General features: G+C 61.6%; 16 protein-coding genes. 6 read left to right on the top strand and 10 right to left on the bottom strand.

The window, feature by feature from the left end; genetic code table 11:
• The first annotated feature begins 32 nt into the window (after positions 1-32).
• The 3 genes from SKZ59_RS06445 to SKZ59_RS06435 all read left to right on the top strand — a co-directional run bounded on the left by SKZ59_RS06445 (position 33) and on the right by SKZ59_RS06435 (position 1,967).
• On the top strand, positions 33-533 hold the full coding sequence (locus tag SKZ59_RS06445) for an Lrp/AsnC ligand binding domain-containing protein (RefSeq protein WP_034754979.1): 501 nt from the start codon (positions 33-35) through the stop codon (positions 531-533).
• A gap of 148 nt (positions 534-681) precedes the next feature.
• On the top strand, positions 682-1,029 hold the full coding sequence (locus tag SKZ59_RS06440; protein WP_034754978.1) for a hypothetical protein: 348 nt from the start codon (positions 682-684) through the stop codon (positions 1,027-1,029).
• A gap of 77 nt (positions 1,030-1,106) precedes the next feature.
• Entirely contained in the window at positions 1,107-1,967 is an 861-nt protein-coding gene (locus SKZ59_RS06435) for a tetratricopeptide repeat protein (protein WP_319991134.1), read from the top strand.
• Here SKZ59_RS06435 and SKZ59_RS06430 read toward each other — a convergent pair.
• Positions 1,950-2,912 carry a GlxA family transcriptional regulator gene (locus tag SKZ59_RS06430; protein ID WP_413774545.1) on the bottom strand — a complete coding sequence of 321 codons (963 nt, stop codon included), beginning with the start codon at positions 2,910-2,912 and terminating at the stop codon, positions 1,950-1,952. The two genes, SKZ59_RS06435 and SKZ59_RS06430, sit on opposite strands and share 18 nt — an antisense overlap.
• A 142-nt stretch (positions 2,913-3,054) precedes the next feature.
• Here SKZ59_RS06430 and SKZ59_RS06425 point away from each other — a divergent pair, with 142 nt between their 5' ends.
• Positions 3,055-3,687, top strand: coding sequence for a cysteine hydrolase family protein (locus SKZ59_RS06425; RefSeq protein ID WP_034754976.1), 633 nt, complete (start codon positions 3,055-3,057; stop codon positions 3,685-3,687).
• A gap of 8 nt (positions 3,688-3,695) precedes the next feature.
• Here SKZ59_RS06425 and SKZ59_RS06420 read toward each other — a convergent pair whose 3' ends face one another.
• A complete protein-coding gene (locus SKZ59_RS06420; protein ID WP_161781513.1) occupies positions 3,696-3,860 on the bottom strand; it encodes a hypothetical protein in 165 nt (54 codons plus the stop codon).
• 202 nt (positions 3,861-4,062) lie between these two features.
• Here SKZ59_RS06420 and SKZ59_RS06415 point away from each other — a divergent pair, with 202 nt between their 5' ends.
• Together SKZ59_RS06415 and SKZ59_RS06410 are read left to right on the top strand one after the other, a co-directional pair.
• On the top strand, positions 4,063-5,676 hold the full coding sequence (locus SKZ59_RS06415; protein ID WP_070302010.1) for a restriction endonuclease: 1,614 nt from the start codon (positions 4,063-4,065) through the stop codon (positions 5,674-5,676).
• A gap of 120 nt (positions 5,677-5,796) precedes the next feature.
• The gene (locus SKZ59_RS06410) at positions 5,797-6,333 is read left to right on the top strand and encodes a YdcF family protein (protein ID WP_254671506.1); all 537 of its coding nucleotides are present in this window, start codon (positions 5,797-5,799) and stop codon (positions 6,331-6,333) included.
• 10 nt (positions 6,334-6,343) lie between these two features.
• Here the strand turns inward: SKZ59_RS06410 and glpK are convergent, their stop codons facing one another.
• From glpK to glpD, 8 genes are all read right to left on the bottom strand, one after another.
• The gene (glpK, locus tag SKZ59_RS06405) at positions 6,344-7,837 is read right to left on the bottom strand and encodes a glycerol kinase GlpK (RefSeq protein ID WP_319991132.1); all 1,494 of its coding nucleotides are present in this window, start codon (positions 7,835-7,837) and stop codon (positions 6,344-6,346) included.
• Positions 7,838-7,914: 77 nt separating this feature from the next.
• Positions 7,915-9,642: an ABC transporter substrate-binding protein gene (locus SKZ59_RS06400; protein WP_034754970.1), complete on the bottom strand. Its 1,728-nt coding sequence runs from the start codon at positions 9,640-9,642 to the stop codon at positions 7,915-7,917.
• Between the two features lie 72 nt (positions 9,643-9,714).
• The gene (locus tag SKZ59_RS06395; RefSeq protein WP_034755012.1) at positions 9,715-9,990 is read right to left on the bottom strand and encodes a DUF2160 domain-containing protein; all 276 of its coding nucleotides are present in this window, start codon (positions 9,988-9,990) and stop codon (positions 9,715-9,717) included.
• A 28-nt stretch (positions 9,991-10,018) separates the two neighbouring features.
• Positions 10,019-10,825, bottom strand: coding sequence for a carbohydrate ABC transporter permease (locus tag SKZ59_RS06390; protein ID WP_034754968.1), 807 nt, complete (start codon positions 10,823-10,825; stop codon positions 10,019-10,021).
• Positions 10,822-11,706, bottom strand: a complete 885-nt coding sequence (locus SKZ59_RS06385; protein WP_034754965.1) for a carbohydrate ABC transporter permease — start codon at positions 11,704-11,706, stop codon at positions 10,822-10,824. Before SKZ59_RS06385 ends, SKZ59_RS06390 begins: the two co-directional genes overlap by 4 nt.
• Positions 11,706-12,806: an ABC transporter ATP-binding protein gene (locus tag SKZ59_RS06380; RefSeq protein WP_319991131.1), complete on the bottom strand. Its 1,101-nt coding sequence runs from the start codon at positions 12,804-12,806 to the stop codon at positions 11,706-11,708. Before SKZ59_RS06380 ends, SKZ59_RS06385 begins: the two co-directional genes overlap by 1 nt.
• Position 12,807: 1 nt before the next feature.
• Positions 12,808-13,902: an ABC transporter ATP-binding protein gene (locus tag SKZ59_RS06375; protein WP_319991130.1), complete on the bottom strand. Its 1,095-nt coding sequence runs from the start codon at positions 13,900-13,902 to the stop codon at positions 12,808-12,810.
• A 73-nt stretch (positions 13,903-13,975) separates the two neighbouring features.
• Positions 13,976-15,523, bottom strand: coding sequence for a glycerol-3-phosphate dehydrogenase (gene glpD / locus SKZ59_RS06370; protein WP_319991129.1), 1,548 nt, complete (start codon positions 15,521-15,523; stop codon positions 13,976-13,978).
• Positions 15,524-15,538 lie beyond the last annotated feature (15 nt).

The following is a 15,538-nucleotide window of genomic DNA, read 5'->3' as shown; positions in this document are numbered from 1 at the left end:
CACGTATAAATCGAGATATTCAGCAATAAATCATGAGAATCCTTAAAGAATCGGCACGTGGCCTCGACAAGCTGGATCGCCACATCCTGCGCATCCTGCAACAGGATGGCCGCATCTCGATGAAAGACCTCGGTGAACAGGTGGGACTGTCCATCACGCCCTGCATCGAGCGGGTCAAGCGCATGGAGCGCGACGGCGTCATCACGGGCTACCATGCCAAGGTGAACCCGGCCGCGCTGGGCGCCAAGCTGCTCGTCTTTGTAGAGATTACGCTCAATCAAAAATCCGCGTCCGCCTTCGAGCAATTCCGCCGCGAAGTGCTGCAAATTCCCGAGGTGCAGGAATGCCACCTGGTGTCGGGCGACTTCGATTACCTGATCAAGGCGCGCATCCATGAAATGGCTGAGTACCGCAAGCTGCTGGGCGACATGCTGCTGCAGCTGCCGGGCGCCGCGCAATCGAAAAGCTATGTGGTGATGGAAGAAATCAAGGAAACGCTGGCGCTGTCGACCGACGTATTGCAGAGCCGATAAAAGTACCGGCTACCGGCACCAAAGGCATCGTTTTTTGCACCTTTGTATAATCTTGTAGCACTTTACCTGGTTCGCAAGCACACTCCTCTCCTGACATCACGCCCGTCCCCTCTGAGATTGGAAGCAGTGATGCACACTGGGAGTCCCTATGAACACATTGATCAAACTGGCAGCTTCCTGCCTCGCGGGCCTGGCCGTGGCCATGTGCACCGCCAGTGAATACAAGGTCAACCGCGCGCCGGACAATGGCGCCATCTATCAGAACATCAAGGTCGGCAAGACCACCCGCCTCGACCTCGACGCGGCCCTGGGCAACGCCACCGTCGTCAGCTTCGATCCCGGCTATGAAGTCTGGGTCTACAAGAACCAGCTGCAAGCGCCCAAGGTGACGCGGCTGATCCCCCTGCTCGGCGAAAAAGGCACGCGCGAAGTGGCCGTCATGTTCGACCAGGCCGGTATCGTCAGGAAATTCCGGATACACGAGCCGCGCAAGTAGGCCGCGCAAGCAAGCCATGAGGACGCGCCCGCCGCGTCCTCTTGCCCTACACTGGCGTTTTCTCCTCCGGTGCTTCCATGCAATTACCCGCAAGCCTCGCCCACATCTCGGCGCAACAAGACTGGCAACACACGACTGCGTATCCGCCGCTCGGCTTCACCCCGTTTGCAGAAAGTGCACTGGGCAATGGCGACACGTTCGGCCTGTACTGGCCCATCGGCCGTGAAGCGAGCGAACCCATCGTTGTCGAAACGTGGCACGACGAATGGCGCATCCAGCCGCACTTTTCCAGCCTGACGGCGTTTCTGCAAGCCTACGCAGCAGCGGAAGACGAGTATGTCGACACGCCATCGCTGGCCGACGACCCCGCCTCGCCGCGCGCCGCTTTCCTGGAAGCCAAGGAATTGATCGCGCAGCGCAAGCCGGAGGCGGCCATCGCGCTGCTGGAAGCGGCGCTGGCCATCGTTCCCGAATATACGGACGCCCTGGCCTTGCTACATGGCCAGTACGTGCGCGCAGGAAGAACAGACGACGCCGTCAGGGTGGCCATCCAGGCCATCATCTCCCCGCCGTCATTTGGCGGCCCGCCCCTGAAAGCCCTGCAATGGCTGCGCACGCAACCGGTGCCGGAGGGGGAGCTTGACCCCATCTGGCGCGCCTGCGGGCAGTTGTCGTTCCACTTTGGCGGCAGCAAGGAAAATGGGGATTATCGCGTGCTGCTGGCCGCCATCGACGACTACCTGGCCCAGGGCGACCCGATACGCGCCTCGACATTGATGCAAACGTATGCCGAACTGATGAGCGCGGAAACCGTCTCGTTCCAGGAACGCTACGCCTTCGATCCAGCCGCCTTCATCGCGCGGCAAATCGCCGTCAGCGCGATGCTGCCGCACGGCAGCCGGGACCCCGCCATGCTATGGTCAGGCGACCTGGCCTAGCTGCTGCCGGAACAGCTTGCGATACGCCGAAGGCGACGTCTGCAAGTTCGCGCGGAAATGCTGGCGCAGCGACAGGGCCGTGCCGAAGCCAGCCTCTTGCGCGACGATGTCGATCGAGGCCGCGCTCTTTTCCAGCAAGCCTTGCGCATGCGCCAGGCGCTGGTTCAGCAGCCACTGCTTGAACGACGTGCCCATGGCCTGGCGGAAGTGGCGCGTGAAATTGCGCCGGCTCATGGCGGCCTGTTCGGCCAGCGCATCGATGCTGTGCGCCTGGCTCAGGCTGGCCGTCACGCTGGCCAGCACGTCGGCAAAGCGCCCTTCGCTGCCGGACACGGGCAGCGGGCGCTCGATGAACTGCGCCTGCCCGCCCTGGCGGTGCGGCGCCACGAGCAGGCGGCGCGCCACCCGGTTCGCCACTTCGGCGCCCGCCAGCTGGCGCAGCAAATACAGGCAGCAATCGAGGCCGGCCGCCACGCCGGCCGACGTCAGCACGGCGCCATCGTCCACATACAGCACTTCCCGGTCCACCTTGACCTTGGGATAGCGGGCCGCCAGCCGGTCCGCCATGCCCCAGTGCGTGGCCGCGCTCTTTCCATCCAACAAGCCCGCCTGCGCCAGGGGAAACGCGCCCAGGCACAGGCCCACCATGCGCGCGCCGCGCCGGCTGGCCGCCTGCAGCGCCGCGACCAGGGGCGCGGCCGCATCGCGGCAATCGTCGTGCCAGGCCGGCATGATGACGATATCAGCCCCGTCCAGTCCTTCCAGGCCGAACTCGGGCGTGATGCCGAAACCGGCCGCCGTGCGCAACGGTGTGGGATCGGCGGCGCACACGCGCACGTGGAAAGGCGGCAGATCGGCCTCGTCGGTCTGGGCGCCAAACACGAGGCAAGGCACGGACAGGTGAAACGGCGTCATGCCGTCGAAGGCGATCACGGCCACCGTCAACGGAGCGGCAAAGGCAAGAGAAGTAGTCATGGCCCGATTTTATCTTAGATAGGCCTTCGGGCCACTTTTTATTTACGCCCCGCAGCTTGAAAATGGCTGTATCGAGGAACTGTCTCCTCTTTCAACCGCTCAAGGAGAACCCATGTCCAGCACCCCACGCCGCGCCCTGCTCGTCATCGACGTACAAAATGAATACTTCACGGGCGACATGCCCATCGAATATCCGTCCGTCGACATTTCCCTGCCCAACATCGTCCAGGCCATGGCCGCCGCGCGCGCCGCCGGCGTACCCGTGATCGTCGTCCAGCACGACGCGCCGGAAGCCTCGCCCATTTTCGCCAAGGGCAGCGACGGCTGGCAGCTGCATCCGCAAGTGGCCGCCTTTGCCGCAGACCACCGCATCAACAAGACCATGGGCAGCGCCTTTGCGGGCACGGACTTGCGCGCCTGGCTCGATAGTCACGGCATCGACACCCTGAGCGTCATCGGCTACATGACGCACAACTGCGACGCGGCCACCATCTACCAGGCCGCGCACGATGGCTTGCAGGTGGAATTCCTGCAGGACGCCACCGGTACCCTGCCCTACGCCAATGCGGGCGGCACGGCCAGCGCCGAGGAAATCCACCGCGTCTTCAGCGCCGTGTTCCACTCGAATTTCGCCGCCGTCGCCAGCACGCAGGACTGGCTCAAGGCCGTAAGCGAAGGCAAGCCGCTGGAAATCGACAATATTTATCTGTCGAACCAGCGCGCGCGCAAGGCTGCGTCCGTCTGACGCGGTAACTAAAAGCGCCGGTGCCCGTCATCGGCGTCGCAGCGCCCGCTGAACTTGATCACGCCGTCGACCGTGATCACGCCGCTGCGGCGGTTGATCACCACGGTGGGACGGTTCAGGCTATTGAGCTGGAACGGGCCACGGATGTCATCGCGGCCGATGAGGATATCCATCCGGAGGTCATTCCTGATCGCAGGCCAAGATCTTTGGGTGCAATCGCTTCATCCATTTTGAATGCAGATACACCTAGTTAACCTCGCGGGCTCCTGGGCATATGGTAAAAATGCAATGATCACTTGGGAATATCAATTTATTGTCCAGATAAAAACTTTCTTGCGGTATTCTATTATTACCACAATGAACTAGGGATATGACATGGGCCGACGCTCTGGATTGGAAGGTTTCATCCGTGCCACGAGCAGAGCTATCGCAGCTGCCGAGAGAGAGCAAGCAAGACAAGCACGAGGCGCAGCCACGATACGGCGGGTTCATGAACGCAACGAACGCATGGCTGCTGCGCAATCGATGCGCGATACAAAGGCGGCAGAAAAGCAGGCAAAGATCGACTATCTGGATTTGAGGCAACAGGAGGTCGCAGACAAGAATGAAGAGATTGAGGATTGCCTCGCTGGTTTGCGCGGCGTGCTGGCCCACACCCTTGATGTCGACGATACGATCAGTTTCGACAGTCTTCGGCCAACAGAAAAATTCGCCCCGTTTGAAATATCCCCCCGTTTATTCAGCACCTCCGCTCCGGAGGAAGTTCTGCACCACCCGCCTCCTTCATGGTCAGCATTCATGCCCCATGTAGCAAAACGTCATGAACTTAAAATAAAAAATTCAACAGAAAACTATCACCGGCAGTTAATCGCTTTCAGTATCCAGGAAATCGCCAAACAATTTTTCAAAGATCAAGAACGTCGCGAATACGATGCGCGAAAAGCGGCCTTCCATGCTGGCCAAGCCGAAAGGAACAGTGCAATTGATCAGTTCAAGGCGGAATATTTCTCGCACGACTGCGATGCCGTGGTCACCTATTGCGACATGGTGCTATCCAGATCAGAATACCCACTGAACGACTTTCCCCAGGAATTTCGCGTCGCCTATGACGGTTTGAATGGCACACTGGCTGTCGAATATGAGTTGCCCTTGATTTCCATCGTGCCGACGACAAGCGAATTTCGCTACGTCAAAAGTAAGGACAGCATCGAATCAAAGATCCGCAAGCCATCGGAAATTCAGGATATTTACCGGCAGCTGATCGCTGAAATCGCCCTGCGCACCATGCATGAACTGTTTGAGGCGGATCAGGCATCGGCAATCAAAGTACTCGCCTTTACGGGAATCATTAATACCCATGACCCCGCAACGGGCCATGACATCCGCGTGCCCGTTATTTCAGTGCGTACGGCGCGTGACACGTTTCTTGCCATAAATTTGCAGCGGGCGGATCCCGTTGCATGCTTGCGCACCTTGGGCGCCCATGTTTCACCCCGTCCCGAGGAACTGCTCGCGGTCAAACCTATCATCGAATTCAACATGGTCGACAAGCGCTTCATTGTGCAGGGCAATTCCTTGAACGAGTTGGAAAACCGCTCCAACTTGCTCGAACTAAGCCCATCGCAATTTGAAGACCTGGTCGCCAATTTGTTCAGCAAAATGGGACTCGAAACCAAGCTCACCCGCGGTTCGCGCGACGGTGGTGTAGACGCCGTGGCATTTGATATCCGTCCTGTGTTGGGTGGCAAGGTGGTCATCCAGGCCAAACGATATAAGGATGCGGTTGGCGTGAGCGCCGTTCGCGATTTGTACGGAACCATGCTGAATGAAGGTGCGAACAAAGGCATATTGGTTACGACCAGCCGCTATGGACCCGATGCCTATGTTTTTTCATCTGATAAGCCGATCGAACTGATAGACGGATCAGCCTTACTGTACCTGTTGCGCGAGCACGCCGATGTGCATGCCAGGATTGTCCCGCTGAACTAAGTTGCAACTTTACTTGGCCGTTCACCGCGCCTGCAGAACTGACACATGCAGGAGTGGGCGCGTATGATGCGTCCACGACAAGTTTCACCATCAACGATGCGAAAAATCATACTCCTGAGCTTGAGTGCTCTTGCTGTTTTCCTCCTGGCCACCGCCGCCCTGGTGCTGGCGGGACTCAACGACAAACTGGCCCCTGCCGACGTGATCGTCGTGCCGGGCAATACGATCCTGTCAGACGGCACGCCCAGCCCCCGGCTGCAGGCGCGACTCGACGTCGCGCTCAAGCAATTTCAGGAACACAGGGCGCCGCGCATCCTCGTCAGCGGGGCGACGGGCAAGGAAGGTTTTGACGAGGCCGCAGCTATGGCCCGCTACCTGCAATCGCGCGGCGTGCCGGCCAGCGCCATCATCGAAGATAATCAAGGCTGGACGACGGACGCCACGGCCCGCAACGCGGCGGCCCTGATGCGCCAGCACGGCTGGCACACGGCCATGGTGGCCACGCAATACTTTCACGTGCCCCGCTTCCGGCTGGCGCTGGAGCGCAGCGGCATCACCGTCAGCGGCAACGTGCACGCGCCCTATTTCGAGCTGCGCGACGTGTACTCGGTGCCGCGCGAAACGGTAGGTTACGCCGTGTATTTTGCGCTGCACTGAGCCAATACATTTACTCGCTCCAGTCGCGCGACCTTTCCACGGCGCGCTGCCACTTGTGCAGCCGGCTCAAGCGTTCATCGGCCGCCATCTTCGGCTCGAAACGGCGTCCCACCTGCCACTGGGCGGCGATTTCTTCCTGCGATTCCCAGAAACCCACGGCCAGGCCCGCCAGGTAGGCGGCGCCCAAGGCTGTCGTTTCCGTTACCACGGGGCGCACCACGGGCACATTTAATATGTCGGCCTGGAACTGCATCAGCATGTCGTTGCGGGCCGCGCCGCCGTCCACGCGCAATTCGGAAAGCGCGATGCCCGCGTCGTCCTGCATGGCGGACAGGACGTCGACGTTCTGGTACGCCACGCCCTCCAATGCCGCGCGCGCGATGTGGGCCTTGCCCGTGCCGCGCGTGATGCCGATCAGGGTGCCGCGCGCATACGGGTCCCAGTATGGCGCGCCGAGGCCAGCGAATGCGGGCACGAAGACGAGGCCGCCCGAATCGGGCACGCTGGTGGCCAGCGCTTCCACTTCGGACGAGTCGCGGATGATGCCGATGCCGTCGCGCATCCATTGCACGGCCGCGCCCGCGATAAAGGCGCTGCCTTCGAGCAAATAATCTGTCTTGTCGCTGCCCGCGCCCAGGCTCCAGCCCACCGTCGTCAACAGCCGGTTTTTCGATGGCAAGGGGCGCTTGCCCACGTTCATCAGCATGAAGCAGCCCGTGCCGTAGGTATTCTTGGCCATGCCCGGCTTCAAACAGGCCTGGCCGAACGTCGCCGCCTGCTGGTCGCCCGCGATGCCGGCGATCGGCACGGACACGCCCAGCAGTGCCGCATGCGTGTGCGCGGCCACGCCGCTCGAGGGCACGACGTCGGGCAGCAGGGAGGCGGGAATGTCGAGCAGCGCCAGCAGGTCCGTGTCCCATTGCAGGGTGTGGATATTGAACAGCATGGTGCGCGCCGCGTTGCTCGTGTCCGTCAAGTGGGCGCCGCTCATCTTGTAGATCAGCCAGCTGTCGACGGTGCCGAAGGCCAGCTCGCCCCGTTCGGCGCGCGCACGGGCGCCGGGAACGTTGTCGAGCAGCCATTTAAGTTTGGTGGCGGAAAAATAGGCGTCCAGCACGAGCCCCGTCTTTTGCTGGATCACGTCCGCCTTGCCCTGCTCGACCAGCTGCTCGCAGTAAGCGGCGTTTCTGCGGTCTTGCCAGACGATGGCGTTGGCGACGGGTTCACCCGTGGCGCGGTCCCACAGCACCGTCGTTTCGCGCTGGTTGGTCACGCCGATGGCGGCCACGTCGGACGCGGCCACGCCGCTGTCGCGCAGCACTTGGTGCAGCACGCCCTCTTGCGAGGCCCAGATTTCGTTCGCGTCATGCTCGACCCAGCCTGGCTGGGGGAAAATCTGGCGGAACTCGCGCTGCGCGCTGGCGTGCGGCCGTCCCGCATGGTCGAACAGGATGGCGCGCGAACTGGTGGTGCCCTGATCTAAAGCAAGTATGTATTTGGTCATTGTCTGGTGGTGCGAAAAACGGGTAAAAACAGGCACGGAGCCATCAAGCTCCGTGCCCTCAGCACTGCGGCGGCAGTTTACCTTACCTTGCCTTCTTTCCAGGCTTGCAGCAGCTTGTCGTAGGCTATCGTTTCACCCTTCGGCTTTTCATTCGCCAGCTTTTTCCATGGAGCGTGCTGGTCCGACAGATACTGGTTCGGATCGACCTTCGGATTGAGCTTGGGCGCGCACGCCTTCATGCCGGCACGCTGCAAACGCGCCATGACCTGGTCCATTTCCTCGGCCAGGTTATCCATGGCCGCTTGCGGCGTTTTTTCCGCTGTGATCGCCGTGGCCACGTTCTTCCACCACAGCTGCGCCAGCTTCGGATAGTCGGGCACGTTGTTGCCGGTCGGCGTCCACGCCACGCGAGCGGGGCTGCGGTAGAACTCGATCAAGCCGCCGTATTCGTTCGCGTGTTTCGTGAAGTAATCGTGGCGGATGTCGGAATCGCGGATAAACGTCAGGCCGACGATCGATTTCTTCAGCGACACGGTTTTCGACGTGACGAATTGCGCGTACAGCCAGGCGGCAGCCTTGCGGTCATCGGGCGTGGACTTGAACAGGAACCAGGAACCGACGTCCTGGTAGCCATTCTGCATGCCCTCTTTCCAGTACGGGCCGTGCGGCGACGGCGCCATGCGCCATTTCGGCGTGCCATCCTTGTTGACCACTGGCAAGCCCGGTTTCGTCATGCCGGCCGTAAACGCCGTGTACCAGAAGATTTGCTGGGCGATTTCGCCCTGCGCCGGCACGGGGCCCGATTCCGAGAAATTCATGCCGTTCGCCTGCGGCGGCGCGTATTTCTTCATCCAGTCGATGTATTTCGTCAGCGCAAAGACGGCCGCCGGCGAATTGGTGGCGCCGCCGCGCGACATCGACGCGCCCACGGGCGTGCACTTGTCGGCCGCGACCTTGATGCCCCACTCGTCGACAGGCATGCCGTTCGGAATGCCCTTGTCGGCCGCGCCAGCCATCGACAGCCACGCATCGGTGAAGCGCCAGCCCAGCGACGGATCTTTCTTGCCATAATCCATGTGGCCATAGACTTTCTTGCCGTCCAGTTCCTTTACGTCATTCGTGAAGAAATCGGCGATGTCTTCATACGCGGACCAGTTTTGCGGCACACCCAGCTCATAGCCATACTTGGCCTTGAACTTGGCTTGCAAATCCTTGCGCGCAAACCAGTCGGCGCGGAACCAGTACAGGTTGGCAAATTGCTGGTCGGGCAGTTGATAGACCTTGCCATCGGGCGCCGTCGTAAAACTGATGCCGATGAAATCTTTCAAGTCCAGGCCAGGATTGGTAAATTCCTTGCCCTTGGCGGCCATGTAGTCGGACAGCGGCTCGACGGCGCCGTAGCGGTAATGGGTGCCGATCAGGTCGGAATCGGAAATCCAGCCGTCATAGATGCTCTTGCCGGACTGCATCGACGTTTGCAGCTTTTCCACCACGTCGCCTTCCTGGATGATGTCGTGGCGCACCTTGATGCCCGTGATTTCCTCGAAGGCCTTGGCCAGGGTCTTCGATTCGTAGACGTGGGTGTCGATGGTTTCCGAAACCACGGAAATTTCCTTGATGCCCTTGGCTTTCAGCTTGGCCGCCGCATCGATGAACCATTTCATTTCAGCAAGCTGCTGCTCCTTGCTCAGGCTGGATGGCTGGAATTCCTTGTCGATCCAGGTTTGCGCCTGCTTGGCGTCGGCCAGGGCCGCATTCGACACGAGCATGGCCGCAGCCGCGAAGACCGTGAACTTCAATTTCATCGTGAATCTCCTTTTATAGTTTTTACCGGCCGCCTGCTGGCGGTACGGCATCCATCAACACCGGCAAGCCGGTTATCCCCAACGCATGACAATCAACAACAACACAAAACTGATGGCAGCACCAATCGCCTGCTGCATTTCCGTAAACCCCGCCCACGCCAGATTCACATAGGCCGCCGTGAGCAAGCCGATGAACAAACGGTCGCCGCGCGTCGTCGGCATGGGCAAAAAACCCTTGCGCTCGATGCTGGGCGAACGGATTTGCCACACCGTCATGCCGGCCAGCATCAAGCCGATGCAAATAAAGAAGATGGCCACTTCCGGCGTCCACGCCATCCAGCCGAACAGGCTGGCTGTGCTATCGGTATTTTCCATGTCACACCCTCCCCATCGCGAAACCCTTGGCAATGTAATGCCGCACGAACCAGATCACCAGCGCGCCGGGCACGATGGTCAGCACACCGGCCGCCGCCAGCACGCCCCAGTCCATGCCGGCCGCCGACACGGTGCGCGTCATGGTGGCGGCAATCGGCTTGGCATTGACGGACGTCAGGGTGCGCGCCAGCAGCAATTCCACCCAACTGAACATGAAACAGAAGAACGCCGTCACGCCCACGCCCGACTTGATCATCGGCAAGAAGATGCGGATGAAGAAGCGCGGGAAGCTGTAGCCGTCGATATACGCCGTTTCGTCGATTTCCTTGGGTACGCCGGACATGAAGCCTTCCAGTATCCACACCGCCAGCGGCACGTTGAAAACCATGTGCGCGAGCGCCACGGCCAGGTGCGTATCCATCAGGCCCACCGTCGAATACAGCTGGAAGAAAGGTACGAGGAAGACGGCGGGCGGCGTCATGCGGTTGGTCAGCAGCCAGAAGAACAAATGCTTGTCGCCGACAAAGTTGTAGCGCGAGAAAGCATAGGCGGCCGGCAAGGCGACCGTGACCGACATCACCATGTTCAAGGCCACGTAGATCATGGAATTGATGTAGCCGCTGTACCAGGACCGGTCGGTAAAAATCGTGTGGTAGTTGGCGAACGTCAATTGCTGGGGCCACAGGCTCAGCACGCCGACGATTTCCTCGTTGGTCTTGAGCGACATGTTGAGCATCCAGTAGATGGGCAACAGGGACGCGAGCAGGAAGACGACGAGGATGGTGCTGCTCATTTTCTTGTGCATCATTTCTGGTCTCCCGTACCAACGCGCTGCATCCAGGTGTACAGCACAAAGCAGAACAGCAGGATGATGAGGAAATAGATCAGGGAAAACGCGGACGCCGGCCCCAGGTCGAACTGGCCCACGGCCTTTTGCGTCAGGTACTGCGACAGGAACGTGGTGGCATTGCCCGGCCCGCCGCCCGTCAGCACGAACGGTTCCGTGTAGATCATGAAACTGTCCATGAAGCGCAGCAAGACGGCGATCATCAGCACATTGCGCAGTTTCGGCAGCTGGATGTAGCGGAACACGGCCAGGCGCGAGGCGCCGTCGATGCGCGCCGCCTGGTAATACGCGTCGGGAATGGCGCGCAAGCCCGCATAGCACAGCAGCACGACGAGCGGCGTCCAGTGCCAGATATCCATCACCATCACCGTCAGCCAGGCGTCGAGCGAATTGCCGTTGTAGTTGTAGTCAAAGCCCAGCTGGTTCAGGGTATAGCCCATCAGGCCGATGTCGCCGCGGCCAAAGATTTGCCAGATGGTGCCCACCACGTTCCAGGGTATCAAGAGGGGCAGCGCGATCAGCACCAAGGCGAGGGACGCCTTCCAGCCATCGGCCGGCATGCACAGGGCAATCAAAATGCCCAGCGGAATCTGGATGGCCAGCACGGAGCCGGAAAACAGCAACTGGCGCAGCAAGGCGCTGTGCAAGTCGCCGTCCAGCATGACCATGCGAAACCACTCCGTACCCACGAAGACCTTTTGCGTGGGGCTCAGGATATCCTGCACGGAATAATTGACCACCGTCATCAGGGGCAGGATGGCGGAAAAGGCCACGCACAGCAGCACGGGCAAGATCAATAGCCAGGCGCGGCGGTTGTTATCGGTTTTACCGTTATGTATCATCAGGCCACCCGCTTATCGTTGACATAGTAAAGGGTGCGTTGCGGCGGAAAGCGCAGCCGCACAGCATTCCCGGCAACGGCATCGATGGCGCGCAGCTTGGCCGCCACCGTCGCGCCGCCCAGCTGGAATTCCGCCAGGTAATGCGTGCCCATATTGCGCACGGCCGTGACCGTGGCGTCCAGGCAATGGTCGCCACCTTCGCCACCCTCGCCCGCTTTCACGCATTCGACGAATTCAGGCCGCACGCCCACCGTGATTTTCCCTTGCGCGCCAGACAGCGCGGCGCGGGCGGCAGCGGACACGGCCAATAGCTGTCCCGCCACGCGCACGCCGCCATCGTCCAGGGTGCAATCGAGCAAGTTCATGCCCGGGTTGCCGATGAAATAGCCGACAAACGTGTGCTCTGGTTCCTCGAACAGCGCTTGCGCGCTGCCCGTCTGCACCACTTCGCCCTGCGTCATGACGACCACCTGGTCGGCAAAGGTCAGCGCTTCCACCTGGTCGTGCGTGACGTAGATCAGGGACAATTTCAGTTCGTGGTGGATTTCCTTCAACTTTCTGCGCAGCAGCCATTTCAGATGCGGGTCGATCACCGTCAGCGGTTCGTCGAACAGCACGGCCGCCACGTCGGGACGCACGAGGCCGCGTCCCAGCGAAATCTTTTGCTTGGCATCCACCGACAGGCCGCTGGCGCGCAGCTTCAAGTCGCCCGTCAATTCCAGCATCTGCGCCACCTGCTGCACGCGCTTTTTCACCTCGATCTCTTTCCAGCCGCGATTACGCAGCGGAAACGCCAGGTTGTCGTGCACGGTCATGGTGTCGTAGATGACGGGAAACTGGAACACTTGCGCGATATTGCGCGCCTCGGTCGGCAGTTGCGTGACGTCCTTGCCGTCGAACAGCACCTTGCCATGCGACGGCTTGACCAGGCCGGAGATAATATTGAGCAAGGTCGTCTTGCCGCAGCCGGACGGCCCCAGCAAGGCGTAGGCGCCGCCGTCATGCCATTCCATGCTCATGGGCCGCAGCGCATAGTCGGCGGGGGCCGTCGGGTTCGGTTTGTAGGCGTGGGCCAGGTCGACCAGTTCGATGCGCGCCATGTCACGCCCCTCCTTGCACAGGAGCGAACAGCAGGCCGCCATCGCTTGCAAAGATCAGCAAGGCATGCGGCTGGCAATACACGGTACAGGCGCTGCCGATCTCCAGGTTGTGCACGCCGCCGAGCTGCGCCACCAGGGCCAGGTCGCCCCGGCGCGCATGCACATAGGTTTCCGAGCCGCTGATTTCCGCCAAATCCACCTGTGCCGCGATGGCCACGTCGCCATCGGACTGCGGCGACAGATGCAGGCTGTGCGCGCGCACGCCGAGGATCACCTGCGTGCTGCCGCCCAGGCGGGCGCGCTGCGCGCCGCTCAAATGGATCGACAGGCCATCGGCCGCCTGCGCCACGCCGTTCGCATCCACGCGGGCGGGGATCAGGTTGATGGGCGGGTCGCTGAAAGTGCGCGCCACGTCGATGGAATTGGGGGCGTTGAAGACGTCCAGGGTCGGTCCCTGCTGCAGCAAACGTCCCTCGTGCAGCACGGCCACGTGGCCGCCCAGCTGCAGCGCTTCCAGCGGTTCCGTGGTCGCGTACACGACCGTCGTACTGCCGCTGGAAAACAGTTCCGTCAATTCGCGGCGCAATTCCTCGCGCAGCTTGTAGTCGAGATTGACCAGCGGCTCGTCAAGCAGCAGCAAGGACGCATCCTTGATCAGCGCGCGCCCCAGCGCCGTGCGCTGCTGCTGGCCGCCCGACAATTCTCCCGGTGTGCGCTGCAGATACGGCGTGATGTGCAGGCGCTCGGCCAGCGCCAGCACCTTCGTGCGGATCTGCTCCTCGGGTACCTTGCGCAGGCGCAAGGGCGAGGCGATATTATCGTAGACGGTGAAGGCCGGATAGTTGATGAATTGCTGGTACACCATGGCCAGGTTGCGTTTGCTGACGGGCACGCCCGTCACGTCGACGCTATCGGCCGTGACCGTGCCCCCGCTGGGCTTGTCCAGGCCCGCCATCACGCGCATCAAGGTCGTCTTGCCGGCACGCGTGGTGCCCAGCAAGACGTTGATGGCGCCCGGCACCAGGGCCAGCGACATCGGATATAAAAAGTCGTCAGCCCCCTGCTTCCTGCTGATCTTGTCCAGTACCAGTTGCACGCGCTTCTCCTCCAGTGATGTATCTTATTCTTCGCCGCACCCTCTGCGGGGCGCGGTCGCCAACGTGTCCGTCTTACTGCGACACCGGGTGCTGCAACAGCCAGGCGTCGAGCGTGTCCGCCGTCTCGCGCGGCAGGTGCAAGCCCAGCTTGGAGCGCCGCCACAGGATATCGGCCGCGCTGACGGCCCATTCATGGCGCCGCACATAATCAACTTCCGCCGCGTACAGGCCGGCGGCGATTTCCTCGCCCATGGCCGCCACGTCCGCCCGCCCTTCGAGCAGCACGTGGATGCGCGTGCCGTAGGCGCGTGCATAGCGCGCCACCAGCGCCGCCGGCAGCCACGCATACTCGCGCTGCAAGCCTTGCACGAACTGGCCGAACTCGCGCACGGCCCGGTTCTGCGGCACGGCGCCATACACGTCGCCGCCGGGCAGGCAAGCGTGCTCCGTCCAGGCCGGACGCGCGTTGCCCAGCAAGGGCGCCAGCATGTCCATTGCTTCCTCGGCCAGCTTGCGGAAGGTGGTGATCTTGCCGCCGAAAATACTGAGCAGCGGCGCACCTTCCTGGTCCAGCTCGAAGCGGTAATCGCGCGTGACGGCCTTGGCGTCGGCCGCCGCGTCTTCCACCAGCGGGCGCACGCCCGCATACGTCCAGACCACGTCGGCCGGCACAATGGGCTTGCTGAAATAGTAACTGGAAAGCTCGCACAAGTAACGAATTTCCTCGTCATCGATTTCCACCTTGCCACGGTCGCCTTGGTAGTCGAGGTCGGTGGTGCCGATCAGGGTGAAATCGTGCTCATACGGAATGGCAAACACGATGCGCCCGTCCGGATGCTGGAAGATATACGCGTGATCATGCTCGAACAGGCGCTTGACGACGATATGGCTGCCCTTGATCAGGCGCAAGTGCCGGCCCTGCCCGCCCGGCGCCGCCTGCTGCAGGAACTCGGCCGTCCACGGCCCGGCCGCATTGACGACGCTACGCGCTCGCACAGTCGTCTGCGTGCCGCTGGCGTGCTGCAAGGTGGCCAGCCAAGCGTCGCCTTCGCGCGCCAGCATCGTGCAGCGCGTGCGCGTCAGCACGTGCGCGCCGTTGTCGGCCGCGTCGATGGCGTTCAGCACCACGAGGCGCGCATCGTCGACCCAGCCGTCGGAATACACGAAGCCGCGCTTGAACTGGGGTTTTAATGGTGTGCCGGCCGCATGACGCGTCAGGTCGATGCCGCTGGAGGCCGGCAGGATTTCCCGCTTCGCCAGCATGTCGTAAAGGAACAGGCCGGCGCGTATCAGCCAGGCCGGGCGCTGGCCCTTGGCGTGGGGCATGACGAAGCGCAGCGGCCACATAATGTGCGGCGCCGTGCGCAGCAGCACTTCGCGCTCGATCAGCGCCTTGCGCACGAGGCCGAACTCATAATATTCGAGGTAGCGCAGGCCGCCATGTATCAGCTTGGTGGAAGCGGACGAGGTGTGGGAAGCCAGGTCGTCCTTTTCGCACAGCACCACGGACAAGCCCCGTCCCGCCGCGTCGCGCGCGATGCCGGCGCCATTGATGCCGCCGCCGACCACCAGCACGTCGCATTTGATCGTTGTCTCCACACCCTGCTGTGCTGCGGCCATCGGGACTCCATGTCT

Source organism: Janthinobacterium sp. GMG2, assembly GCF_033949445.1.
Lineage (GTDB): Bacteria > Pseudomonadota > Gammaproteobacteria > Burkholderiales > Burkholderiaceae_D > Janthinobacterium > Janthinobacterium aestuarii.
The sequence above is the reverse complement of the archived record's forward strand: the minus strand, read 5'-3'. Positions and strand labels throughout refer to the sequence as shown.